Origin of the sequence: Bacillus sp. FSL W8-0645 (genome assembly GCF_038007905.1) — a bacterium.
Taxonomy (GTDB): Bacteria; Bacillota; Bacilli; order Bacillales; family Bacillaceae; genus Bacillus; species Bacillus pumilus.
The window spans coordinates 1270154-1293537 of record NZ_JBBOYC010000001.1; the positions used below are offsets into that span (position 1 = coordinate 1270154).

Consider the following 23384-nt stretch of genomic DNA (forward strand, 5'->3'; position numbering starts at 1 on the left):
GCAATCAATTCAGTTAACACCGAATCTGTTATAAAATACAGAAAATTTCAATTAATTGTTCAGATTCCTCTTGAAAAATGAGATTTAATGCGTTACAGTATTAAGAATTAGAACAGACAGACAACACATTCTTATCGTGAGAGGTGGAGGGACTGGCCCTTTGAAACCTCAGCAACCGGTATGCATCACTTCATGTGATGTACCAAGGTGCTAAATCCAGCAAGCAGCTTTTTTGCTTGGAAGATAAGAGGAAGCGATTAAAACCCCTTCTTCTTATGAAGAAGGGGTTTTCTGTTTTGAAATCAGATTTTTACTTAGGATGGTGTCAAATGACAGAACATGTGGAAACGACATTAGCGCAAATTGGAAACCGCAGCGAAGAGGCGACTGGTACGGTCAGTCCCCCCGTTTATCTTTCAACAGCATACAGACATAGAGGCATAGGGGAATCAACCGGATTTGATTACATTCGAACGAAAAACCCAACAAGGCAGCTTGTAGAGGATGCGATTGCTTCACTCGAAGAAGGGACGGCCGGATTTGCCTTCAGTTCGGGAATGGCTGCGATCCAAACGATCATGGCGCTATTTGAAAGCGGTGATGAACTCATCGTCTCATCAGACCTATATGGCGGTACATATCGTTTGTTTGAAAACGAATGGAAAAAGTACGGCTTACGTTTTCTTTACGATGATTTTTCAGATGAAGACTGTTTACGCTCTAAAATCACGCCAAACACAAAAGCAGTCTTTATTGAAACGCCGACAAATCCACTTATGCAGGAAGCGGATATTCAAAAAATAGCGAAGATTGCAAAAGAACATGGCGCTTTGGTCATTGTCGATAACACCTTTTACACACCCGTTTTGCAAAAGCCGATTACGCTTGGAGCGGACATTGTCATCCATAGTGCAACCAAATATTTAGGTGGACACAATGACGTTCTTGCCGGGCTTGTGGTGACAAAAGGAGAGAAGCTCTCTGAAGACATGTTCCAGCATCAAAACGCAATTGGCGCCGTTTTATCTCCATTTGACTCATGGCTGTTAATGAGAGGGATGAAAACACTGGCACTTAGAATGCGCCAGCACGAGGCAAATGCGAAGGAGCTAGCTGAGTTTTTAAAGAAACAGCCAGAAATTCAAGATGTCCTTTACCCAGGCAAAGGAGGAATGCTGTCATTCCGTGTAGCCGAAGAGGACTGGGTCAATCCATTTTTAAAGCAGCTGAAAACGATTTGTTTTGCTGAAAGTCTTGGCGGAATCGAAAGCTTCATTACGTATCCTGCGACGCAAACGCACATGGATATTCCTGAGGAAATTCGCATTGCAAACGGTGTGTGTAACAAACTGCTCCGTTTCTCCGTTGGTATTGAGCACGTAGATGACCTGAAGGCAGACTTAAAGCAGGCACTATCACAAGTAAAAGAGGAGGTACATGCCAAATGACCACACATGATTGGACATTCGAAACCCAACTCGTTCATAATGCATTCAAAACAGACCGTTCAACAGGTGCAGTCAGTGTGCCGATTCAGCATGCATCCACCTTTCATCAAAGCAGCTTCGATGATTTTGGTCAATATGACTACTCAAGATCGGGAACTCCTACACGTCAAGCATTAGAGGATACGATTGCGGCGCTAGAAGGAGGAACAAGAGGGCTTGCTTTTGCATCAGGCATGGCAGCCATCTCAACTGCTTTTCTTCTATTATCAAAAGGAGATCACGTCCTTGTCACAAGAGATGTGTATGGCGGTACTTTCAGAATGATTACTCAAGTTCTTTCGCGATTTGGCATTGAGCATACCTTTGTGGACATGACGGATTTGAATGAAGTCAAAAGAGGCATTCAATCAAATACAAAAGTCATTTACATGGAAACGCCGTCAAACCCTACGCTAGGAATTACGGATATTGGGGGCGTCGTCCAGCTTGCCAAAGAACATGGATGTCTGACTTTTTTAGATAATACATTTTTAACACCCGCTCTTCAGCGTCCGCTTGATCTTGGTGTTGACGTTGTCCTGCACAGCGCAACGAAATTTTTAAGCGGTCACAGTGATGTACTGTCAGGCTTAGCTGTAGTGAAAGACGAGAAACTGGGTGAGGAACTTTATTCGCTGCAAAACTCCTTCGGTGCGGTCCTTGGCGTGCAGGATTGCTGGCTCGTATTAAGAGGGTTAAAAACCCTTCAAGTCAGATTAGAAAAAGCAAGCCAAACGGCATTAGAACTCGCTTCATTTCTCAAAGAACATCCTGCGGTGAAAAAAGTATACTATCCAGGCTTAGATGACCATCCTGGTGCAGACATTCAGCGAAAGCAAGCGAGCGGAGCTGGAGCAGTTCTCTCATTTGAATTAGAAAACCAAGCAGCTGTCAAAGAATTAGTGGATGCTGTCACATTACCTGTATTCGCCGTCAGCCTTGGCGCCGTCGAATCCATTCTGTCATACCCAGCCAAAATGTCACATGCTGCTATGCCAAAAGAAGAAAGAGAAAAAAGAGGGATTACGGACGGCCTGCTTCGATTAAGTGTAGGAGTAGAAAACGGAGAAGACCTCAAACGCGACTTCAAACAAGCACTCGATCAACTCAAGCCCGTTCTTGTAAACCAATCATAAAGAAGAGAAAAAGCCGGCACAGCCGCCGGCTTTTTGACCTTTTTTGAACAAAACCATTGACGACTGGTTATGATGGTTATATAATAGAGACTGTCAGTAACAGAAAGCCCAGAACTGATACATAACCCGATTCCGTAGCTCAGCTGGGAGAGCGCTACCTTGACAGGGTAGAGGTCGCTGGTTCGAGCCCAGTCGGAATCATCGTTTAAACCCTTGCCTAGCAAGGGTTTTTTGTTTTTCTGAAAACGAATAATTGTTCTGTTTCTGTTGATTGGGGACGAATTGGGGACGATCTTTATCCACCAGATTGTTTCTCAATATTTTTTGGATAAAAACGATTAAGGTGTTCTGCAGTGTTAAATTCTAATTTGTTTGTTACATGACCATAAATATCTGAGGTTGTTTTAGCACTAGCATGTCCGGCTCTTTTCTGAATAGCATTAATGCTCTCACCTGCCTCTTTAAGGAGAGCGACCATTGTATGTCTTAAATCATGTAGTCGAATGTTTTTTAATTTGTGTTTGTTTTTGATTTTTGACCATTTGGAAGTAGGGGTTGTCTAATAATAAGGCTCACCAAAGCCATTATGAAATAAATATTGGTGATCATCTCCTTCCCATAAGTCACCAACTAATAGTTTTTCTTTTTTCCACATGATATGGTACTGCTTTAATTCATCCATATACCAGTTAGGCATCTTTACAAAACGTTTAGAACTTCTTGATTTAGGTTCTTTAACATAGGGTTTGCCATCAACTGTCTTTGGAATTGAACGATTAATATGAAAGCCGCCGAGAGCCCAATCAACATCCAAATGCCATTCAAGTGCAAGACCTTCACCGCGTCTTAGACCGCCGATCATAGCAGCTAAAAAATAAAGTCTCCATTTAATATCAACTTCTTTATACAAAATTTTTATACATTTTATTGCATTAATCAACCAGGAGCTAATCATGTTTGGCAAACCTGTTTTGCCAATTGATGAAGATCAAGTCACATCTCTGGCTGATACGTTATATCTTGCAGTCTCAATGATTTTTACAATTGTCACAACCTTGATGGCATGGTTCAAAAACAACTATGTGACGGATAAAGGAAAGCTGCAAAAAGAAGTTCTAAAAGAAAAAGGATTAACGAAATAAAGAGCTGCCATGAGAGGTGGCTCTTTTTAATACACCAAAAGGAGAGGATGAACGTGGTGAAAATCATTAAATATTTTATTCCAAAGAGTAACCGCAACAGACCAGGAAATAGGATGAAGCCGCTATATATTACGGTTCACAATACCGCTAACACGGACCAAGGAGCAAATGCCTTGCGTCATGTCAATTATGTGAAAAATCCTAATACAGCTATAAGCTGGCACTTTATAGTGGATGATAAAGTCATTTATCAACATCTGCCGTTAAACGAAAACGTATGGCATACAGGAGATGGACGAGGAACCGGAAACATGAAGTCAATTGGAATTGAGATTTGCGAAAACGCAGACGGCAATTTTGAAAAAGCGGTTGAAAATGCTCAATGGCTCATTCGGAAGCTGATGACAGAGCAAGGCATTCCATTGGCAAACGTTGTGCCACATAAGAGATGGAGTGGCAAAAATTGTCCTCGCAAGCTGTTGAATCGTTGGGATTCCTTCAAAACGGGTATTGCAACCGCTCATACAGGTAAAAAGGCAACAGCTAAGCCTGTTAAAGCAACACCTGTCAAAAATACGCCATCCAAGCCTAAACCTAAAAAATCATTTAACTTACCATCTGGAATCATTAAAGTGACCAAGCCTCTTACAAAGGGAGCGGGAGTAAAAGCATTGCAGGAAGCCCTTGCTGCTGCATATTTCTACCCTGATAAAGGGGCAAAAAATAACGGCATTGACGGCTACTATGGTCCAAAGACAGCAAATGCGGTCAAACGATTCCAGCTCATGCATGGACTTGTGGCTGATGGTATTTATGGTCCAAAGACTAAAGCAGCTCTTCAAAAATCATTGAAATAATTATCAAAAAATAAAAAAGACCTCACCATCAAATGAGGTCTTTTTCTATCCGCAAGCGTTAGAGGAGGTTCTCCTTACATATTTTACCCAAATCTTCTAGTGGTTATAACTCCAAATTTATAAATAATCACTTTTCCAATTCCACTTACATATAGTATACAGACCGTATGTCTTTAATCTTTTATGGTTTTACCCCATCTAGAAAAAATCTCCCCTTATGGGGAGGCAGGCTGTCGAGAAAATCTCGACAGCTTTATTTTTTCCCTTAAAGTTTCCATTCCCCCGTTTTATAATAGAGAAAAGCATACTAAAGGAAGGTGTTTTTCTCATGTTCCACACTAGAAATTCTTCTCAGCACGAAGCCGAATTTGTATTGCTAGATCAACTGGTCGAAGAGGATCACCTGCTTCGTAAAATTGATCAGTACATTGATTTTTCATTTATCGTAGATAAAGTCAAACCCTATTATAGTGAGAATAAAGGTCGTCCTTCTCTTGATCCACTTATTTTGTTCAAAATGATGTTTATCGGATACCTGTACGGTATCCGTTCTGAAAGACAACTTGAAAAAGAAATTTACTATAACATGGCGTATAGATGGTTTTTAGGTTTGAACATCAATGACCCCGTTCCCCACCACTCGACCATTAGCTGGAATCGTCGTACTCGATTCAAAGATACAACGATTTTTCAAGACATTTTTGATGAAATTGTGCTTCAAGCCATCAATCATGATATGGTAGGAGGCCGCGTTCTTTTTACTGATTCGACTCATCTTAAAGCCAATGCCAATAAACATAAATATACGAGAAAAACGATTGAACAAGATACCCAGAACTATATCAATGAATTAGAAGAAGCGGTCCAAGAAGATCGGATGGCACACGGAAAAAAGCCCTTAAAGGTAAAAGAGGAGGTGAAAACGGAAAAAGACATTCGTCAAAGTAAGACTGATCCTGAAAGTGGCTATCTTTATCGTGAAAACAAGCCAGAAGGCTTTTTCTACCTAGACCACCGTACAACGGATATGAAGCACAACATCATCACAGATGCCCATGTCACACCCGGCAATGTCCATGATTCCGTTCCATATCTTGATCGATTGGATCACCAAATCGCCCGATTTGGTTTTCAAGTAGAAGCTGTTGCCCTTGATTCTGGTTATTTGACAACCCCAATCTGTAAAGGTTTATCGGATCGCCATATTTTTGGTGTCATCGCACATAGACGCTTTCATCCAACAAGAGGATTATTTGAGAAGTGGAAATTTCATTATGACTCTGAACATGATCATTACGTATGCCCAAATGGTGAGAAGCTATTATATACAACAACTGACCGAAAAGGTTATCGATTCTACAAATCAGACCCTAAAAAATGCGTATCGTGTCCTTTCCTAGAGCGCTGTACAAGGTCGAAAAATCATCAAAAAGTGATCTCAAGACATGTATGGGAAGAACATAAAGAAAAGATCAGACAAAATCGTCTGTCTGCTTCTGGAAAAGAGCTATATAAAAAAAGAAAAGAAAAAATAGAGCGAAGCTTTGCAGATTCAAAACAACTGCATGGGCTTCGCTACTGCCGGTTGAGGGGAAAACAAAATGTGAGTGAGCAAGTGCTTCTCACAGCCGCCTGTCAGAACATGAAGAAGATTGCCACACACCTAGCGAAGCTAGGTTAGGTGTGTGGGAGGCCTTTTTCATTAAATCTCATCCATCATCATTACGATGAAAATAAAAAAGATTGTAGAAAAACATGAGTTTCTCTACAATCTGTCTCCCCTTATGGGGAGGTCTTTTTTTTGTGTCTTTATCTTATTTTTCTTTTCTTGTGGAGGGGAATAATTTATTGTAATTCCTTACTAATGCTTTTTTGAAAACTATATAAGAAAAAGAACATTATACATATTTATCAATAATAAAAATGTTGTTATAAATCATCTGTTAATTTAGACTTTTTATTCATTTTGCTAAACAATCTCACTAATGTAGATCAGATGCATAAGATGTCAAAGAGGTGATTTTATGAAAAGGTGTAGACATTGTGGAAAATTATGTACATCTCATTCGGGAAATAATAATAAGCGAGGAAGTTGGTATGGTTCGTATGAAGATTATGACTGGGAGTGTGATAGCTGTAAGAAAGGAAAAACAAGAAAACCAGTGAAAAATCCTTGCTGTGGAAAGGATCCTTGTGTGTGTGTCATCCAAGGTCGGCCAGGGGGTAGAGGTAGAAGAGGCCCAGCAGGTCCAACCGGTCCAACCGGTCCAACGGGACCAGGAGTAGGAGCCACGGGTGTCACGGGAGCAACAGGAGCTACCGGGGCAACAGGAGTAACGGGTCCAACCGGAGCCACGGGAGCCACCGGGGCAACAGGAGATCCAGGAGCAACAGGAGCTACCGGGGCAACAGGAGATCCAGGAGCAACAGGAGCTACCGGGGCAACAGGAGATCCAGGAGCAACAGGAGCTACCGGGGCAACAGGAGTAACGGGTCCAACCGGAGCCACGGGAGCCACCGGGGCAACAGGAGATCCAGGAGCAACAGGAGCTACCGGGGCAACAGGAGTAACGGGTCCAACCGGAGCCACGGGAGCCACCGGGGCAACAGGAGATCCAGGAGCAACAGGAGCTACCGGGGCAACAGGAGCAACGGGTCCAACCGGAGCCACGGGAGCCACCGGGGCAACAGGAGATCCAGGAGCAACAGGAGCTATCGGGGCAACAGGAGTAACGGGTCCAACCGGAGCCACGGGAGCCACCGGGGCAACAGGAGATCCAGGAGCAACAGGAGCTACCGGGGCAACAGGAGTAACGGGTCCAACCGGAGCCACGGGAGCCACCGGGGCAACAGGAGATCCAGGAGCAACAGGAGCTACCGGGGCAACAGGAGTAACGGGTCCAACCGGAGCCACGGGGGCAACAGGAGATCCAGGAGCAACAGGAGCTACCGGGGCAACAGGAGCAACGGGTCCAACCGGAGCCACGGGAGCCACCGGGGCAACAGGAGATCCAGGAGCAACAGGAGCTATCGGGGCAACAGGAGTAACGGGTCCAACCGGAGCCACGGGAGCCACCGGGGCAACAGGAGATCCAGGAGCAACAGGAGCTATCGGGGCAACAGGAGTAACGGGTCCAACCGGAGCCACGGGAGCCACCGGGGCAACAGGAGATCCAGGAGCAACAGGAGCTATCGGGGCAACAGGAGTAACGGGTCCAACCGGAGCCACGGGAGCCACCGGGGCAACAGGAGATCCAGGAGCAACAGGAGCTACCGGGGCAACAGGAGTAACGGGTCCAACCGGAGCCACGGGAGCCACCGGGGCAACAGGAGATCCAGGAGCAACAGGAGCTATCGGGGCAACAGGAGTAACGGGTCCAACCGGAGCCACGGGAGCCACCGGAGCGACCGGAGCCACAGGAGCAACCGGAGATCCAGGAGCAACAGGAGCAACCGGAGATCCAGGAGCAACCGGAGATACAGGTGCCACAGGAGTCACAGGAGCCACAGGAGCCACAGGTGCAACCGGAGCAACCGGCGCAGGATTAACAGGAATCGTAGCGTTTGATCCAGTAGTCAGTCCGACATACCCAGTAGGTCAAGTGGTAACTTCTAATGGCAGTACGTTTGTAGTGAATACCGCACCACCAACGGGCGTACCGGGCTCATCACCAGACTACACTTTAATAGCAGCAGCAGGAGCCACAGGTGCAACAGGCCCAACGGGATCCACAGGAGCTACAGGCGCAACCGGTGACACTGGTCCAACAGGCGCCACAGGCGCAACCGGAGCCACAGGAGATACAGGAGCCACGGGAGCAACCGGACCAACAGGAGCCACGGGAGCAACAGGAGATACAGGAGCCACAGGAGATACAGGTGCAACGGGAGCAACCGGACCAACAGGAGCCACAGGAGATACAGGAGCCACGGGAGCAACCGGAGCAACAGGAGCAACGGGAGATACAGGAGCCACGGGAGCCACGGGAGCAACCGGAGCCACGGGAGCAACCGGACCAACAGGAGCCACAGGAGATACAGGTGCAACGGGAGCAACCGGACCAACAGGAGCCACAGGAGCCACGGGAGCAACCGGACCAACAGGAGCCACAGGAGATACAGGTGCAACGGGAGCAACCGGACCAACCGGACCAACAGGAGCCACAGGAGATACAGGAGCCACGGGAGCAACCGGACCAACAGGAGCCACAGGAGCAACCGGAGCCACAGGAGCAACCGGACCAACAGGAGCCACAGGAGATACAGGTGCAACGGGAGCAACCGGACCAACAGGAGCCACAGGAGCCACGGGAGCAACCGGACCAACAGGAGCCACAGGAGCCACGGGAGCCACGGGAGCAACCGGACCAACAGGAGCCACAGGAGATACAGGAGCCACGGGAGCAATCGGACCAACAGGAGCCACAGGAGATACAGGAGCCACGGGAGCAACCGGAGCCACGGGAGCAACGGGAGCAACCGGCGCAACCGGTCCAACCGGAGCCACAGGAGATACAGGACCAACCGGAGCCACAGGAGCAACGGGAGCAACGGGAGCCACAGGAGATACAGGAGCAACGGGAGCAACCGGACCAACCGGAGCCACAGGAGATACAGGAGCAACCGGACCAACCGGAGCCACAGGAGCAACGGGAGCAACCGGAGCCACAGGAGCAACGGGAGCAACCGGAGCCACAGGAGCAACGGGAGCAACCGGACCAACCGGAGCCACAGGAGATACAGGAGCAACCGGACCAACCGGAGCCACAGGAGCAACGGGAGCAACCGGAGCCACAGGAGCAACGGGAGCAACCGGAGCCACAGGAGCAACGGGAGCAACCGGAGCCACAGGAGCCACAGGAGCAACGGGAGCAACCGGAGCCACAGGAGCAACGGGAGCCACAGGAGCCACAGGAGCCACAGGAGATACAGGAGCCACAGGAGCAACGGGAGCAACCGGACCAACCGGAGCCACAGGAGCAACGGGAGCCACAGGAGATACAGGAGCCACAGGAGCAACCGGACCAACCGGAGCCACAGGAGCAACGGGAGCCACAGGAGATACAGGAGCCACGGGAACGCTTGCAACAGCCTCTCCGCTATTGCTAGATTCGTTCCTGAAACCATTGCTGATAATGCTAATATTCCATTAATTGGGAATAATTTCTTTGATAATATAACTTTGACTCCTCCAGATACTCTTGTCTTACCACAAAGTGGTACTTATGACTTAAAGGCAATTGTTTCCGCTGATGCTGGGCAAGCTGGTCCGCTTTTCATTGATATAATCCTCAATGGTGTTTTTGCTATCGGTAGTGGTAGAGTTAACGCAACCACAGCTGGTCTAGAAGTAACAGCTATCGGTTTTGCAGCTCAAGTTGCTGCAGGAAGTACACTTCAATTAAGGAATGTTAGCGGGCAGGCTATTTCAATAAATCTGGTAAGATTTACTGTTGTCAAAATCAGTTGATCACAGTAGTAACAGGATTGGTTGATATTAATCCGTTTATATTAGGTTTATATATTGACTTAGCAACGATAGTTAGTTGGATAACTTTGTAATGTGTGTTGGTATTATGGTGTTCTATTAACAGGAGGAGTTAGTGTTTTTAATCATGATAGCTCTGGATTGTAATAAATAGAACACCAGCTTCGTTTGCTATATATTAGTAAGATAGTTGCGTAGCACTGTATTGGTTGGAAAAAGTATTATAGTCGCAGGTAATTTGGCTCCAATATTGAGAAAGTCTTAACTCTAGCCGCGCAAATTAAATATATCAATTAAACAGGAAACGAGGTCGTTGTAATCTAAGATAGTTTTGGTGATTCCACAGTGGGTTAAGAGTGTTGATATATTAATCACGTAATTGAAACTCAGGGATGACTTTAACAGAGTCATCCCGTTCTAATTAAATCGAAAAAGCAATACTAAAAAAGCTGGTATGATGCCATGAGGATGATGGATAGGGGTGTGATAGTTGTAAGAGGGAAAGTTCGGAAAACCATAAAAAATTAATGCGCGAAATCGATCCTTGTAAGTATGATATTCAAGGGCGGACAGGGTAAGTAAAAAAATGATCAAAACCTGACAATGATCCCCAAAAGACATATCATCTTAAAATCTATAGGCAAAAATAAAACAGATCCTTTAAGTAGACTAACCTAGTCAAATGGGACATAAAAAAACACCCTTCAAGTGATACACTTAAACTAAGTGCTAATTTGGAGGGTATTTTTTATGAAAAAAACAAATATTCAGCTGAAATAAAATGGGCGGTTGTGAAAGATAAATTAAGCGGGCAGTTTACCAATCAACAAATTATGGATAAATATCATATAAAGAATGTATCTCAGATTAAAACATGGATGAAGTGGTATCGAGGAAATCAGTTACATCGATTCGATCAGCCAATTGGAAAACAATATAGCTTTGGGCATGGACCTGACAATGTATCCAAAGAGGAAAAAGTGAATAGGCAGGTTGAACACCTTAAGATGGAGAATGAAATTCTAAAAAAGTATTTGGAGATCGTAGAGGAGTTGAAAAGGGAGTAGCCTTGTATTTGATCAAGAGACTACGGAAGAAATATACAGTAACGTCTATCTTAAATATTTTGCAGGTCGCCAGATCGACCTATTATCGTTGGGTATCCGAAGGAATACGTAAAAAATCACAAGTCGAGAAGGCTGTTATTTCCTTATGTACCGAAACGTCGTTCCGGTACGGCCACCGTAAGATTCGAAAGCTACTTCAGCGTCAATATGATATCAAACGAAACCGAAATACTGTACAGCGCATCATGCAAAAATACCATCTTCAATGTCGTGTGAAGCGTAAAAGGAAATGGAAATCACAGGGGGAATCTGTCATCATTGCCCCAAATATATTAAATCGAAACTTCACTGCAATACACCCGAATTTAAAATGGGTAACAGATATTACTTATATTCAGTATGGACCGAGAACGCTCTACCTTTCGACCATTATGGATTTATACAACAACGAAGTTGTAGCCTATACCCTAGATGATCACCAACAGACATCACTCATATTGGACACATTGAGGGCAGCTTTAGAGAAAAGGAATTTGCCTAAAGGTGTACTTGTGCATTCAGACCAAGGAAGTGTATACAGTTCGTATGCATATCAAAAGGAGCTGGGGCAAGGGACCTTACAAGCAGTATGTCGAGACGAGGTAACTGTTGGGATAACGCAGTGATTGAATCATTCCATTCCAGCTTAAAATCAGAGGAATTTATGTTTACAAAATTCAATTCTATATCAGAAAAAGATGTCAGGCAACGAATCGACCGTTACATCAAGTATTATAATGAAGAGCGTATCCAAGAAAAATTAGGCTACCACGCACCAAAAACATTTGGTAGCATGTCAGCCTAATAAGGGTGTTTTATTCGTGTCTCATTCTGCTATGTCAGTCTAAAGGTCTATTTTTTTATAGGGACGGATTGGGGACCAACCCTTTCAGTTTTCTTCAGAAATGCACATTTTTTATCAGAAATGCTCATCATAAAACCTTATTAAATCAGTCTTTTTAAGAGAACATACGTTTTTTTTGAATGAGGTCATTCACCTTGACAGGGTAGAGGTCGCTGGTTCGAGCCCAGTCGGAATCATATAAAAAGACGTTGATATAAAGCCATTCTTGAGTTATTCAAGGATGGCTTTTGTCTATTTAAAATGAAAAAGCTCTAAAAATTAATGCAATTAATGAGAATAGCATACCCTGCTTCCCTATTTGTACATGTATCTGAAGTGCGAAAGCTGCCATTAAGTGCTGAACGAAGGATGGGTGTATCGTTTCTGACGATGCGGACAAGCCACAAGTAGGAGAATCCATTTTGGGTTCTCTGAAACTGTTAGGGACACTTGACACAGTAGGCTTGTTTGGGGAATAACCAACGGCAAATAGGGTGACACATACGGATACCATAAGCTTGATACACTATCAAGATGATCAGTCGCCTGTCTGAGCTTGTTTCTTTTTTACAAGCAAATTCAGGCAGACAACTTGTCCAGCCGTTGTCCATTGCTTTCAACCTATCAAGCCAAAAAGCAAACGACAAGTCAAGACTAATAGTGAAAATAAATTGAGGAGTTGTAAGAAACCGGGGAATCCTCAAACTTATGTCAAAGGGTTAGCTTCATGTCTGTCCATTTGACAGGTATTAAAGGGAGTAGTTTTAACCGACACCCTATATGATAGGAACACTATGACGGTCACCACTATCATTTTAAATGAGAGTGTTAAGCTGATAAGTTGAACTTAAGGAAGTGAAGTAGCCCACTGTAGGAGTGGAGATATAATCTAACGAACAATTGAGTCGTTTAAAACTAAGGTATTCTATTAGGGGTGAATTAAATTTACAATAAATTGTATTTATGTATATTTGTGTTATGATAATTATGTTCAATATAAAATACAAACGGTAAGGATGAGATTACATGAAAAAAGTCTTTTTGTTTAGTACGATTATCTTTAGTTTTATTTTAAGTTCATTCCCATTAGTTACAAAAGCACAAGATATTCAGATTCACAATCTCCAATCCGATTTAGACCAAATTGGAATAAGTTATTATCACGAACGAGTAGCTGGTACTACTATGACTGGTTTATACGAATATTCTAGAGAACCAAAATCAGTTGATACAAGTTATAAAAATTTTGATATTGATAGTTCTAGTGTAAAAACTACAAGTAATAGAACTTCTATATCACCTGTATTTATTGGTCGAAGTGAAATTTATAATGGTACAAAAGAATCACAGAACTTGACAACCCAAGCTTATTCAGAAGAGATATCTCAAACATTTGACACTTCAAATGTTTCTGGTTTCAATTTAGGCGGCAATAGATTTATTGCTATTGTGTTACAGATGATTGATGGAAAAAAGTTTGATATTATTCAAAATACAGCATCAAAAACAGTATCAAGCGAAACAAAGAAACAAACACTTACAGCTTCTCCTCAAACAGTTATAGTTCCTGCTCATACAACTTATGTTGTAGAAACATACCTAACTAGAGATCAATATGATTTCACAACTACCTATACAGCCAAAGGTAATTTAGGGCGCACAGATATTAAAACTACTGCATTGTGGATAGCGTACGATGGAACTCCACATCTCAAAAAAGGTAACCTGTCCAACGACACAATTTATTACTGGAATGCATTATCAAACAATGGCAAGTCTGAAATAAAAAACTTAAAAATAAACAATGTGAATAATAGTTTTTCATTTGATGGTAAAGTTTCTACTAAAGCCGTTTATGGCAGTACGTATACTATTAAAATTTATGAAAAAAATAAAAAGAATCAACGAATTTTAGTTGATAAATTTACTCTACCATTAGAATAATAAAAAGGCCAAAGAGTGTAGTAGTCTCTTTGGCCTTTTTAATAGAAATCAACTCATATAAACAAGTAGCTGGTCAAGCCATATTTGAGATTGGCAGACGACTAAAACATGTTAAAGAGAATGATTTGGTGCATGATGAGTGGATTAAGTGGTTAGAGAATATAGACATGGATAGATATCAGGCAGCACGTTTCATCAAAGTATTCGATAATCTAAGCGAATCAAATGTGCGCCCAGGCGCACATTTAGGTCTGAAAACTTTGTACGAAATTGCGACGATACCCGAAGATGCTCGAACCATTTCTCACCAAATCCTATCAACAGGTGAAACAAAAACTGTAGACGAAATGACTGTGCGTGAGTTGCGTGAAGTGAAGAAAGCATTAAAGGAAGCGGAACAAGATAAGAAGCGATTAGAACGTGAGATAGATGAAGCGAGGAATATGGATCATGATGAATTAATCGAGGATTTGAAAAGAACCCATGTTATCATAGAAGAAAATGGATATTGGGGGATTGTCAGTAAATGCTCAAATCAAAGTTAGTTGTTTGGACGTTTATCGTTGTGACTGGATTCTATATGCTGGTGAGTATATGGAACATTGCTGTATTTCCAGATAAGACATGGACAGATTACGCAGGACAGATTTTGATTGTCGTTTTTGGGAGTATGGTGAATGGATTAATCGCTGCTTTCTTTATGTACGCAGCAGCCATGTTGGTGAAATATATTAATGGTGATAAAGCTTAAATCGGAATCATCGTTTAAACCCTTGCTTAGCAAGGGTTTTTTTGTTTTTTCAGTAACGAATATTTGTTCAGTTTCTTTTGATTGGGGCCGAATTTTATCCGCCAGATTGTTTCTCAGCATTTTTAGGATCAGAACGATTTAAGTGTTCGACTTACCATCTGGCATCGTTAAAGTGACCGAGCCTTTGAAAAGGATGCTATAAACAATGGGATAGACGGCTACTTGGAGCAAAAACAGAAAATGTGGTCAAACGATTCCAGCTCATTTTTGTTGGATGGGGAATTTTTTTGTTTTAATTGGGAAAAAGTTGGTTATAAGGTTAGGTGAAACGTGATATGATTGTAAAAAGGAGGTAATGTGATGACATTTAAAAAAGCGTTCAATATAGGTTATTTTGTTTTGCTTTTATCTTTTATTGTCGTATATTTCTTGCTTCCAGTCGATCAAATATTTACCGCAATTATGATTCTAACCGTACTATTTGGAGTATACCAATTTGTGATTTTCAAAAAGCTAAAAGAGCAAAAACAGCAATAAAAATAGCCCTAGTCTAAATGATTCGCTAAGTGTCTTGTTATTTAAAGCATTAAAAGCTATTTATATGGATACTGATGAACAAGCTTTGAAAGAAGTGTTTGATATTTTTGAAGAAAAGAAACTACATGTCTATGTGGAAGCATTTGCTCAAAGTGTCGGGTTATTTTATGAAAAAAAAGGGGACTTTGAAAAAGCTGCCGAATATTACAGAAAGGCTCTTAAGGCTCAAAATGATATTCAAAAAGGAGAGTGTCTGTATGATTATTAAAAAATTACTAATCATTTTATCCATTGTATTGTTAAGTGTTTCAACAGCAGAAACTTTAAAAATCATTGAAACAAAATCAATTCGGAATACAACAATGGAGGAACAAAAATCAAATCGAAACACGACTATGATTGATCGAAATACAACCACTGAAAACGTATAGACAAGATTAAAACAGACTTTAAGAGTCTGTTTTTTTATGAAGTAGAATGAGCAAATGAACAGTTGGTCAATGTTATACTTATCTCAATAGATACGAGGAGGCACCCACTTTGAAATCATTCTGGGAGAAAGAAGAAAAGAGTCCTTTTACGTTAAAAAAGATAGATGAGGAACAAATTCGTGAAGCAGAGGGAACACTTGGAGTCACTTTACCAGATACATACAAAAAGCTCATTTTAGAATGGAATGGCGGCTTTACAGTTCGTAATGCTTTTCCAACCGAACAGCCGAATTCATGGGCTAAGGATCATGTTCAATTTGACCATCTAAGAGGAATCGCTACCCGGTTTGTCCTTGTAAATATGCTGTTTGCATTCTTCATGTTTTACCCTCATTTTTAGTTTGTTTTTGATTTGAAAAAGTCTATTAGCCATTCAGATAGCTGCTGCTGTGCTTTGCTGACAAATCGATCTGCATAATAAGTTAATTCTAAGTGACGAACAGGTGCCGGATCAGCAATAGGAATCGAAACAATATTTGGCCATGTCGCATGTTGTTGCAGCAATCCTCGAGGCTGAATGGTTGCACCGATGCCGGCTTCAACCAGCTGCAATAATGAAGATGCGGACCCAACCTCCATGACAGTGTCTAGTTCCACACCCTGTTCTTTACATACGTCTTCTACTAAATCTCTTCCTAGATATCCCTTCGGATACATAACCAAAGCATGCTGCGTCAGCTCTTCCAATGTCACTTCACTCTGTTGGGCTAGTTCACTTTCTGAATGAGCAAATAATTCGTAGGGCTCACTTCCAAGTGGAATTTGAATGAGACGCTTATCCGCAGGCCCTCTCAGCCCGATGCCGAGATCCACCTTATGCGACAGAACCTCTTCACGAACGAAGATCGTTGAATATGCTTTCAGATTGGTTTCAGGATAAAGTGTTTTAAATTCTACAAATAGCGGAACAAGCTGAAAGTCAAGATCGGAAGGGAGAACGGCAAGTCGAACGTTTCCCCGTTTTTCAGATAATAGTTCTTTCATCGCATTTTTTGCATCTCTTTCAGCTTGAAGCATTTTCATCCCATATTGATATAGCAAAGAACCCGCTTCGGTAGCGACGACTTTTTTGCCGATTCGATCAAAGAGCGGCATCCCAACTTCTGCTTCAAGCAGCCGAATCTGCTGGCTTAATGTAGGCTGTGATATCCCTAATTGCTCAGCAGCTTTTGTGAAATGTAAATGATCGAATACAGCCATGAAATATGTAATATGCCGAGTATCCATTTGTCATCCTCTCATTAATGATAGTTTTTTACTATCATTATAATACGAATTATTGTATTGATCAATGAACGCGGCAGATTTATACTCAAAGTAACTTCAACAAGTTGAGAGAGGAAGAAGTGCATTGATGAAAAAAATATTTTATTTAGCCGCTTTATTTTTAGCTGCATTAAACTTGCGCCCAATCATTACGTCCGTGGCTTCTATGATGAGTATGATCCAATCAGAGCTTGGTGTTAGTGCGCTGACAGCAAGTCTTCTAACCACTTTACCGGTCTTGTGCATGGGGGTGTTTGCACCTGTAGCAACTAAACTAAGCCGCCGTTTTGGTTTAGAGAGAACGCTTTTTTTCTCGATTCTTCTCATCACGATCGCTACTGGACTACGTGGGACGAGTCAAACGGTTGCCGTCCTTCTTATCACTGCATTTGCAGGAGGAGTTGGGATTAGCTTTGCAGGTCCTTTGTTGTCTAGTTTTATCAAAAAGTATTTCCCGAAAAATCCGGGGATTGTGAGTGTTTATTCTATTTCGATGACGATTGGGGCAGCACTTGCTTCCGGCTTCACCATTCCGATTTACCTACGCAGTCACCATCTTCCGTTTGCATTGTCTTGCTGGGCTATTCTAGGGGTAATCGCGCTTATTCTATGGGTAGGTATAGCTCGCAAAAATGAGCAGAGTGATCATGTAACCTTGCCGTTAAAATTGCCGCTGCGAAACAAAAAGGCGATTCAATTTACCTTGTTTTTTGGCTTTATGTCCAGCATGTTTTATTCTTTGACGGCATGGATTTCACCGATTGCTCTTAGTTTCGGAAACAGTCCGCAATATGCTGCCATGCTGCTGACCATATTTACACTCATTCAGATTCCGGTGGCACTACTCGTTCCAGCGGTCGTCACTCGCTTAGGAAAACCGAAATTATTTCTGATCTTATGCAGTGTGTCAGAGTTGATCGGCCTTATTTTCCTTCTACTTCCAATGCCTATTTTGCCAGCCGTCATTTTTCTAGGTATTGGGGCAGGTGGATTATTTCCTTTAGCACTTATGCTGCCCATTATTGAGACGCGTACACCGGAGGAAGCTGGTACATGGTCCGCCATGTCGCAGATGGGCGGGTATATCATGGGAGGATTCGGTCCGTTTTTCATTGGCTTGGTTTTCGATCTAAGCGGACATTTTTATGCTTCTATTGTGGCAATGCTTGTCATCGTCATGCTGATGATTGGCGTTCAGTTATCCATGAATCTCGGTAAAAAGCGTGAAGTAGGATCCAATTAACGATAAATTGACCGACGTTTTAATATGAGTGCTCAATTGAAATTGCCATAGCCTATTATTCTTAAATAAATAAGCTATGGCGATTATTTTTGCTCAATTTTAGAAGCTACACCTGAACCAATTATCGTGCAAGATATTTTTCAACTTTACGGGTGGCCATTTCTGCAACTTCCATGATCATTTCACCTAATGTTGGGTGAGGATGAATCGTCATTGCTAAATCTTCTACTGTAGCACCAATTTCAATAGAGAGAGAAAGTTCTGATATAAGAGTAGATGCTTCTGCACCTACGATTTGTGCTCCTAAAATAAGGCCAGATTCGGCATGAGCTACAATCTTCACAAATCCTTTTGGTTCTTTTAATGCCAGCGCTCGACCATTAATGGAGAACATTGTTTTTCCAACGACAGTCGGAATAGATTGTTGCTTGCAATCCGTTTCGCTCAGTCCAACACTCGTCAATTCTGGGCTGGAAAACACAACAAGTGGGATCGCTTTATAATCTATAATAGAAGGTTTACCAGCGATTGCCTCTGCTGCAACCTTCGCTTCATAGGAAGCTTTATGAGCCAGAGCAGGACCCTCGGTGATATCTCCAATGGCATATATGTGCGGAATGGATGTTCTGCATTGTTCATCAACTTCAATCAGTCCGTGAGGGGTAATGGACAACCCGATAGAATCAAGGCCTAATGAATCATCTGTATTCGGTTTTCTTCCGACAGTAATCAGTGCATATTCCGCTTTCACCGTGTGGCTTTCTTTCTGTTTCTCATAATGAAGATCAATTCCGCTTATATGCTGTTCGGCATCTGTGACGTTTGCTCCTGTAATCAGGGTGATGTTATCTTCTTTCAATTGTCGAACGACAGGCGAGACAAGTTCACTTTCAAAGCCAGGCAATACTTGATTGCCGCCTTCCAAAATGGTGACTTTTGCTCCAAACCTTGCAAACATCTGTCCTAGTTCAATCCCAATATAACCACCTCCAACTACGACAAGGCTTTTCGGAATTTTAGGAAGGGATAGTGCTTCAGTTGAAGACAATATACGACCTCCGAAAGGGAGTGATCTAATTTCAATCGGACGGGAACCAGTTGCTAGTATTAGGTGTTTGAAATTGATTCGCTTTTCACCTTTTTCGGCATGTTGAACCACCGCTGTATGATGATCGATCAAGCTTGCCTCACCTTCCAGAATGGTAACTCCCGCTGACTTTAGCAAAAATTGGACGCCTCCAGCTTGTTTTTTCACAACAGCTTTTTTGAACGTTTGAGCATCCTTGAAAGAGCCGCTTTCTTGAAAAACCCCCAATTGTGTGCGGAGTTTGAACCGCTCTGCTTCTGCTATTAGGGCTTTAGAAGGGATACAGCCTACATGGGTACATACTCCACCTAATTGATCACGCTCTACAATCGCTGTTTTCATGCCGAGATGAGCTGAACGTAATGCTGCCACGTAGCCTCCCGGACCTGATCCGATCACTAAAGTATCTACTGTTTCTAAATGGATCATTTCTTGCACCTCCACCTTAAAATATGATGACCATAATATATTATAGCCGTCATATTTTGATGAAGTCAATCCCATCTAAGTGAGGAAAGATGGATTTCAGTCAATTGACACAAGAAAATATGATGATTATAATATTTTGATAAATACACTTAGAAAGAGTTGAAGTGAAGGAGGGGAGTAAGAAAATGCCTTATCCGAAAGGTCATAAGTCAAAAGTGAGAGAGCAAATCATTGCAAGTGCTGCACGAGCATTTCGAACAAATGGCGTTCGTAATATCAGTTTGCCATTCATTATGAAAGGGGCAGGTCTAACTCATGGAGGGTTTTACGCTCATTTTAAGAACAAGGATCAGTTGGTGATAGAGGCTTTTCATTTTGCTATTACTGATACGATAAAGCTGCTACAAAGTGTTGCAGATAAGAAAGCAGACCAGTCTCGAATTCAGACGATCATTGAATTCTATTTAAGTTCCGTTCACCGTGATCAGACGGAGGTAGGCTGTATACTGCCTGCACTAGCAGGGGAGATTTCTCAATTATCGCAAGAGGTACGGAAAGCCTATACGGATGAATTGAAACGGTTTATGGCGTTTATAGCCGATACGGGAAACATCGGTCTCTCTACGAGTTACGCACTAGTAAGCAGCATGGTCGGTACAATCGCTCTTGCACGTGCTGTCAATGATTCGCAGTTCAGCGATCAATTGTTACTGGCAGGCAGAATACAGGCAAAACACATTTTAGAGGCGAAGTAACATTGAAATAAAAGCATAGGTGATGTTGTGATGTTCATTAGAGAAGCGAGCACCAAAGACTATCCAAAATTTAGACAAATCTATTTATAATCCCGCCGTCAGAGCTTTCACTGGCTCAATACAGAAGAAATCAATCTGCAAGATTTTGATCAAGATATGCTGGAAGAACAAATTTTCTTAGCTGAGGAAAACAATAAAATTCTCGGATTTATCTCGCTCTATGTACCAGATCGTTTTATTCATCTCTTGTTTGTACATCCAGAAGCTGTGGTCAAGGGGCTGGCGTTCTACTGCTCAAACGAGCTATAAAAGTGCTGGGAACACCAGTCACCCTCAAATGTGTCTATGACAATCACAAGGCTTTGGCTTTTTATCAAAAAAGAGGCTGGAAGGCTGTAGTAGAAGAAGGGGAACCTGGGGCGAGATACTGGGTGCTTGTTTATGATGGAATGTAAAGAGTGTCTTCATTTTTCACAGCCGGTTTTATAGATATTCTTTATTAAACTTACGTAGATGCTTTCATTTAACCAGAAATGCTATTGCTTTTTTGTTCGATTAAGAGTTTGATTATAATAGAGATAATAAAGCAGAAAACATTAGAATAATTCAGTACCATGAGCTCTAGTTATTTTTTTACTTTTGCTAGATATGTTCTGAGGAAAATTCTCACGAAAAGAACTAGAGGTGAATATGATGACAACCTATGAGTCGAAAGACATTTTAAAACAAGCAATCATGAAATCGTACAATCAATACGATGAAGAATTCGATATGATTCCAGAAGAAATGAAAGATGATCGAATAGAGGATGTGAGCCGAACTCCTGCAGAAAATTTGGCTTATCAAGTTGGTTGGACAACCCTGCTGCTTCAATGGGAGCAAGACGAAACTGAAGGAAAGGTTGTCCATACGCCAGCAGAAGGATATAAATGGAATCAGCTTGGCGCATTATATTCTCTTTTTAATGAGAAGTATGCTTGTCAATCACTAGTCGCATTAAGAGCTCAGCTCAAACAGAATGTTTTAACTATTTGTGATATGTTGGATCGTATGAGTGAAGAAGAATTGTTTGAACCTCATCAACGAAAATGGGCGGATGAAGCTACAGCAAAGGCTGTTTGGCCAGTTTATAAATTTATTCATGTGAATACCGTCGCCCCTTTTAAAAATTTCCGTACTCAAATTCGTAAATGGAAACGATTAAAACAAGTATGACGTGAAGGATAGACTAGATACATATATTTCGTTAGACCTGATGTTATCATCAAATTTTAGAGAGTACAGAGGGCACTGATTCGAGCTCAGTTATTCCTCCTTCTCAAAATTATGATTACTCACATGGCTTCTTTCAAGAAGCTTTTTTTGTTCTTTTGCGGTTTCTTTTCGGTGCTGGAAGAATCATAAAATGATAATATGTGTCATTATAGGGAAATTAGAGGAAGGGGTAAGGGCTGATGGAGAAAGTACTTTCTTCTCACGTCGGTTTGAAAATCAATGAATGGTATTATCATATTCAACGATTTAACGTACCGGACGCCGAAGCATATAAAGAGGAAATCAAATCAATGCTTGATCATATGGAAGAGAATCAAGATTTATTATTGTATTTCTCACTTATGGAGTTCAGACATAAATTAATGCTTGATTACTCAAATCCTTTAGAAAATGGGAAAGAGCGGGCGAACTTTAGGGAACTCGCACTGAAAATCAAAAGGGACCAAGAGAAATTAACAGGATTGCTCGAGTATTATTTCAATTTTTTCTACGGCATGTACGAATTTGAAAACTATGAATACCTAAATGCGATTACCTTCTATAAGCGGGCAGAAAAAAAACTGTCTCTTGTCAGCGACGATATTGAACGTGCCGAGTTCAATTACAAGATGGCAGAAATCTATTACCACATGAAACAAACCCACATGTCGATGCACCATATCGCACAGGCGATAGAATGTTACCGAGAAAAAGATACATACACTGTTAGAGAGATTCAATGTTCTTTTGTTATTGGATTAAACTATATCGATATGGGCTGCCCCGAAAAAGCGATACCCCATTTTCAACACGCACTAGAAAAAGCCGCCGACAACTCAACAAAACGATTAAAAGGATCAGCACTTTATAATTTAGGGTTGAGTTATTTTCATAACAAAGAATTAGCACAAGCGATTACTCACTTTAATGATTCAATACGAGCATTTAAAGAGCAGGGATACGAGCATTTAAATAGAATCTTAGATCCGCTCATTATGTTGTCAAAAGCCTACTTCAAAAAGAAAGAACAGGATTTAGGTACATACGCTTTAAATAACGGCATAGAACTATCTGAAAAGCTGAAAGACCATATTTTATTATTGATATTCAAGTTTTTAAGATCCCTATACATTGACAATAATTTTGAGCAGTTGGAAAAAATAATGGAATTGTTAGAAGTAAAGTCAATGTATCCTGACCTCGAAGATTTAGCAAAAGATGCTGCAAAATATTATAATGAAATGGGAGATAAAGACAATGCGATGCATTTCTATGAAAAGATTCTTTATTTCCAAACTCAAGTAAAGCGGGGGGACTGTCAGTATGAAATTTAAAACGTTATCAGTAGTATTCGTGATGATTAGTGTCATAAGTGTTGTTGGTTATTTTATGTCTGAAGTGACAGCAAGTCATGATGAAGCTAGGAGAGGTCATACTGCAAGTATTGGTTATACTGCTTAAGTAAAAAGCCCTTTAAGGGCTTCAGATTGTAGAGAAACTCATGTTTTTCTACAATCTTTTTTATTTTCATCGTAATGATGATGGAAGAAATTTAATGAAAAAGGCC

At 41.8% G+C, this 23384-nt stretch carries 22 protein-coding genes, 1 tRNA gene, 3 pseudogenes and 1 riboswitch; of the genes and pseudogenes, 22 read left to right on the forward strand and 4 right to left on the reverse strand.

Translation table 11 applies throughout. From position 1 onward, the window contains the following. Nucleotides 1–128 precede the first annotated feature (128 nt). Nucleotides 129–250, forward strand: a riboswitch (SAM riboswitch). A gap of 79 nt (nucleotides 251–329) precedes the next feature. The 3 genes from NST39_RS06330 (at nucleotide 330) to NST39_RS06340 (ending at nucleotide 2824) form a co-directional block, all read left to right on the forward strand. Then, complete coding sequence (locus NST39_RS06330; RefSeq protein WP_044140432.1) at nucleotides 330–1448, forward strand: methionine biosynthesis PLP-dependent protein; 1119 nt, start codon at nucleotides 330–332, stop codon at nucleotides 1446–1448. Then, a complete protein-coding gene (gene metC, locus NST39_RS06335; protein ID WP_341027530.1) occupies nucleotides 1445–2623 on the forward strand; it encodes a cystathionine beta-lyase in 1179 nt (392 codons plus the stop codon). The genes NST39_RS06330 and metC overlap by 4 nt, the downstream gene beginning before the upstream one ends. A gap of 128 nt (nucleotides 2624–2751) precedes the next feature. Further along, nucleotides 2752–2824: transfer RNA gene (locus tag NST39_RS06340), tRNA-Val, on the forward strand. Between the two features lie 94 nt (nucleotides 2825–2918). Here the strand turns inward: NST39_RS06340 and NST39_RS19970 are convergent. Both NST39_RS19970 and NST39_RS19975 read right to left on the reverse strand, forming a co-directional pair. Further along, the gene (locus NST39_RS19970) at nucleotides 2919–3155 is read right to left on the reverse strand and encodes a tyrosine-type recombinase/integrase (protein WP_445662393.1); all 237 of its coding nucleotides are present in this window, start codon (nucleotides 3153–3155) and stop codon (nucleotides 2919–2921) included. A 27-nt stretch (nucleotides 3156–3182) separates the two neighbouring features. Then, the gene (locus NST39_RS19975) at nucleotides 3183–3578 is read right to left on the reverse strand and encodes a hypothetical protein (RefSeq protein ID WP_445662382.1); all 396 of its coding nucleotides are present in this window, start codon (nucleotides 3576–3578) and stop codon (nucleotides 3183–3185) included. On the opposite strand from NST39_RS19975, the gene NST39_RS06350 reads away from it, so the two are divergent. The 13 genes and pseudogenes from NST39_RS06350 to NST39_RS06410 form a co-directional block, all read left to right on the forward strand. Then, nucleotides 3514–3765, forward strand: a complete 252-nt coding sequence (locus NST39_RS06350; RefSeq protein WP_341029944.1) for a phage holin — start codon at nucleotides 3514–3516, stop codon at nucleotides 3763–3765. The genes NST39_RS19975 and NST39_RS06350 overlap by 65 nt on opposite strands. A gap of 53 nt (nucleotides 3766–3818) precedes the next feature. Further along, nucleotides 3819–4622, forward strand: coding sequence for a peptidoglycan recognition protein family protein (locus NST39_RS06355; protein ID WP_341027532.1), 804 nt, complete (start codon nucleotides 3819–3821; stop codon nucleotides 4620–4622). 328 nt (nucleotides 4623–4950) lie between these two features. Continuing rightward, entirely contained in the window at nucleotides 4951–6303 is a 1353-nt protein-coding gene (locus NST39_RS06360; RefSeq protein WP_341027533.1) for an IS1182 family transposase, read from the forward strand. 343 nt (nucleotides 6304–6646) lie between these two features. Continuing rightward, nucleotides 6647–9775 carry a collagen-like repeat preface domain-containing protein gene (locus NST39_RS06365; protein ID WP_341027534.1) on the forward strand — a complete coding sequence of 1043 codons (3129 nt, stop codon included), beginning with the start codon at nucleotides 6647–6649 and terminating at the stop codon, nucleotides 9773–9775. Between the two features lie 29 nt (nucleotides 9776–9804). Then, nucleotides 9805–10092 (forward strand): hypothetical protein, encoded by a 288-nt coding sequence (locus NST39_RS06370; protein ID WP_341027535.1) that lies wholly within the window; start codon nucleotides 9805–9807, stop codon nucleotides 10090–10092. Between the two features lie 761 nt (nucleotides 10093–10853). Next, nucleotides 10854–12021: pseudogene (locus tag NST39_RS06375) on the forward strand (IS3 family transposase). A gap of 1065 nt (nucleotides 12022–13086) precedes the next feature. Further along, nucleotides 13087–14004: an ETX/MTX2 family pore-forming toxin gene (locus NST39_RS06380; RefSeq protein ID WP_341027536.1), complete on the forward strand. Its 918-nt coding sequence runs from the start codon at nucleotides 13087–13089 to the stop codon at nucleotides 14002–14004. Between the two features lie 29 nt (nucleotides 14005–14033). Further along, a complete protein-coding gene (locus NST39_RS06385; RefSeq protein WP_341027537.1) occupies nucleotides 14034–14549 on the forward strand; it encodes a DUF3102 domain-containing protein in 516 nt (171 codons plus the stop codon). Beyond that, nucleotides 14531–14755: a hypothetical protein gene (locus NST39_RS06390; protein WP_017359644.1), complete on the forward strand. Its 225-nt coding sequence runs from the start codon at nucleotides 14531–14533 to the stop codon at nucleotides 14753–14755. Before NST39_RS06385 ends, NST39_RS06390 begins: the two co-directional genes overlap by 19 nt. A gap of 360 nt (nucleotides 14756–15115) precedes the next feature. Beyond that, nucleotides 15116–15292, forward strand: coding sequence for a hypothetical protein (locus tag NST39_RS06395; RefSeq protein ID WP_181462043.1), 177 nt, complete (start codon nucleotides 15116–15118; stop codon nucleotides 15290–15292). Nucleotides 15293–15356: 64 nt separating this feature from the next. Continuing rightward, the gene (locus NST39_RS06400) at nucleotides 15357–15560 is read left to right on the forward strand and encodes a tetratricopeptide repeat protein (protein WP_341027539.1); all 204 of its coding nucleotides are present in this window, start codon (nucleotides 15357–15359) and stop codon (nucleotides 15558–15560) included. Continuing rightward, complete coding sequence (locus NST39_RS06405; RefSeq protein WP_003212043.1) at nucleotides 15550–15723, forward strand: hypothetical protein; 174 nt, start codon at nucleotides 15550–15552, stop codon at nucleotides 15721–15723. Before NST39_RS06400 ends, NST39_RS06405 begins: the two co-directional genes overlap by 11 nt. A 109-nt stretch (nucleotides 15724–15832) precedes the next feature. Then, nucleotides 15833–16063 (forward strand): annotated as a pseudogene (locus tag NST39_RS06410) (SMI1/KNR4 family protein); the annotation flags it as partial. A gap of 56 nt (nucleotides 16064–16119) precedes the next feature. Here NST39_RS06410 and NST39_RS06415 read toward each other — a convergent pair. After that, the gene (locus tag NST39_RS06415) at nucleotides 16120–17010 is read right to left on the reverse strand and encodes a LysR family transcriptional regulator (protein ID WP_050945239.1); all 891 of its coding nucleotides are present in this window, start codon (nucleotides 17008–17010) and stop codon (nucleotides 16120–16122) included. A 127-nt stretch (nucleotides 17011–17137) separates the two neighbouring features. Between NST39_RS06415 and NST39_RS06420 the strand changes: the two genes are divergently transcribed. Continuing rightward, the gene (locus tag NST39_RS06420) at nucleotides 17138–18292 is read left to right on the forward strand and encodes an MFS transporter (RefSeq protein ID WP_341027540.1); all 1155 of its coding nucleotides are present in this window, start codon (nucleotides 17138–17140) and stop codon (nucleotides 18290–18292) included. A 121-nt stretch (nucleotides 18293–18413) separates the two neighbouring features. On the opposite strand, the gene lpdA is transcribed toward NST39_RS06420, so the two are convergent. After that, the gene (gene lpdA / locus NST39_RS06425) at nucleotides 18414–19808 is read right to left on the reverse strand and encodes a dihydrolipoyl dehydrogenase (RefSeq protein ID WP_341027542.1); all 1395 of its coding nucleotides are present in this window, start codon (nucleotides 19806–19808) and stop codon (nucleotides 18414–18416) included. A gap of 185 nt (nucleotides 19809–19993) precedes the next feature. On the opposite strand from lpdA, the gene NST39_RS06430 reads away from it, so the two are divergent. From NST39_RS06430 to NST39_RS06450, 5 genes and pseudogenes are all read left to right on the forward strand, one after another. Then, complete coding sequence (locus tag NST39_RS06430) at nucleotides 19994–20563, forward strand: TetR/AcrR family transcriptional regulator (protein ID WP_126741358.1); 570 nt, start codon at nucleotides 19994–19996, stop codon at nucleotides 20561–20563. A gap of 30 nt (nucleotides 20564–20593) precedes the next feature. After that, nucleotides 20594–21018: pseudogene (locus NST39_RS06435) on the forward strand (GNAT family N-acetyltransferase). A gap of 238 nt (nucleotides 21019–21256) precedes the next feature. Further along, nucleotides 21257–21778: a ClbS/DfsB family four-helix bundle protein gene (locus tag NST39_RS06440; RefSeq protein ID WP_341027544.1), complete on the forward strand. Its 522-nt coding sequence runs from the start codon at nucleotides 21257–21259 to the stop codon at nucleotides 21776–21778. Nucleotides 21779–22017: 239 nt separating this feature from the next. Then, entirely contained in the window at nucleotides 22018–23151 is a 1134-nt protein-coding gene (locus NST39_RS06445; RefSeq protein ID WP_341027545.1) for a response regulator aspartate phosphatase, read from the forward strand. Then, nucleotides 23141–23278 (forward strand): aspartate phosphatase, encoded by a 138-nt coding sequence (locus NST39_RS06450; protein WP_341027546.1) that lies wholly within the window; start codon nucleotides 23141–23143, stop codon nucleotides 23276–23278. The genes NST39_RS06445 and NST39_RS06450 overlap by 11 nt, the downstream gene beginning before the upstream one ends. The last annotated feature ends 106 nt before the right edge of the window (nucleotides 23279–23384 follow it).

What these genes read in the sequence shown, in the direction of transcription:
- NST39_RS06330 (WP_044140432.1), top strand. Translation starts at nt 330, where the DNA reads ATGACAGAACATGTGGAAACGACATTAGCGCAAATTGGAAACCGCAGC.
- metC (WP_341027530.1), top strand. Translation starts at nt 1,445, where the DNA reads ATGACCACACATGATTGGACATTCGAAACCCAACTCGTTCATAATGCA.
- NST39_RS19975 (WP_445662382.1), bottom strand. Translation starts at nt 3,578, where the DNA reads ATGATTAGCTCCTGGTTGATTAATGCAATAAAATGTATAAAAATTTTG.
- NST39_RS06360 (WP_341027533.1), top strand. Translation starts at nt 4,951, where the DNA reads ATGTTCCACACTAGAAATTCTTCTCAGCACGAAGCCGAATTTGTATTG.
- NST39_RS06365 (WP_341027534.1), top strand. Translation starts at nt 6,647, where the DNA reads ATGAAAAGGTGTAGACATTGTGGAAAATTATGTACATCTCATTCGGGA.
- NST39_RS06380 (WP_341027536.1), top strand. Translation starts at nt 13,087, where the DNA reads ATGAAAAAAGTCTTTTTGTTTAGTACGATTATCTTTAGTTTTATTTTA.
- NST39_RS06390 (WP_017359644.1), top strand. Translation starts at nt 14,531, where the DNA reads ATGCTCAAATCAAAGTTAGTTGTTTGGACGTTTATCGTTGTGACTGGA.
- NST39_RS06395 (WP_181462043.1), top strand. Translation starts at nt 15,116, where the DNA reads ATGACATTTAAAAAAGCGTTCAATATAGGTTATTTTGTTTTGCTTTTA.
- NST39_RS06400 (WP_341027539.1), top strand. Translation starts at nt 15,357, where the DNA reads ATGGATACTGATGAACAAGCTTTGAAAGAAGTGTTTGATATTTTTGAA.
- NST39_RS06405 (WP_003212043.1), top strand. Translation starts at nt 15,550, where the DNA reads ATGATTATTAAAAAATTACTAATCATTTTATCCATTGTATTGTTAAGT.
- NST39_RS06415 (WP_050945239.1), bottom strand. Translation starts at nt 17,010, where the DNA reads ATGGATACTCGGCATATTACATATTTCATGGCTGTATTCGATCATTTA.
- NST39_RS06420 (WP_341027540.1), top strand. Translation starts at nt 17,138, where the DNA reads ATGAAAAAAATATTTTATTTAGCCGCTTTATTTTTAGCTGCATTAAAC.
- lpdA (WP_341027542.1), bottom strand. Translation starts at nt 19,808, where the DNA reads ATGATCCATTTAGAAACAGTAGATACTTTAGTGATCGGATCAGGTCCG.
- NST39_RS06430 (WP_126741358.1), top strand. Translation starts at nt 19,994, where the DNA reads ATGCCTTATCCGAAAGGTCATAAGTCAAAAGTGAGAGAGCAAATCATT.
- NST39_RS06440 (WP_341027544.1), top strand. Translation starts at nt 21,257, where the DNA reads ATGACAACCTATGAGTCGAAAGACATTTTAAAACAAGCAATCATGAAA.
- NST39_RS06445 (WP_341027545.1), top strand. Translation starts at nt 22,018, where the DNA reads ATGGAGAAAGTACTTTCTTCTCACGTCGGTTTGAAAATCAATGAATGG.
- NST39_RS06450 (WP_341027546.1), top strand. Translation starts at nt 23,141, where the DNA reads ATGAAATTTAAAACGTTATCAGTAGTATTCGTGATGATTAGTGTCATA.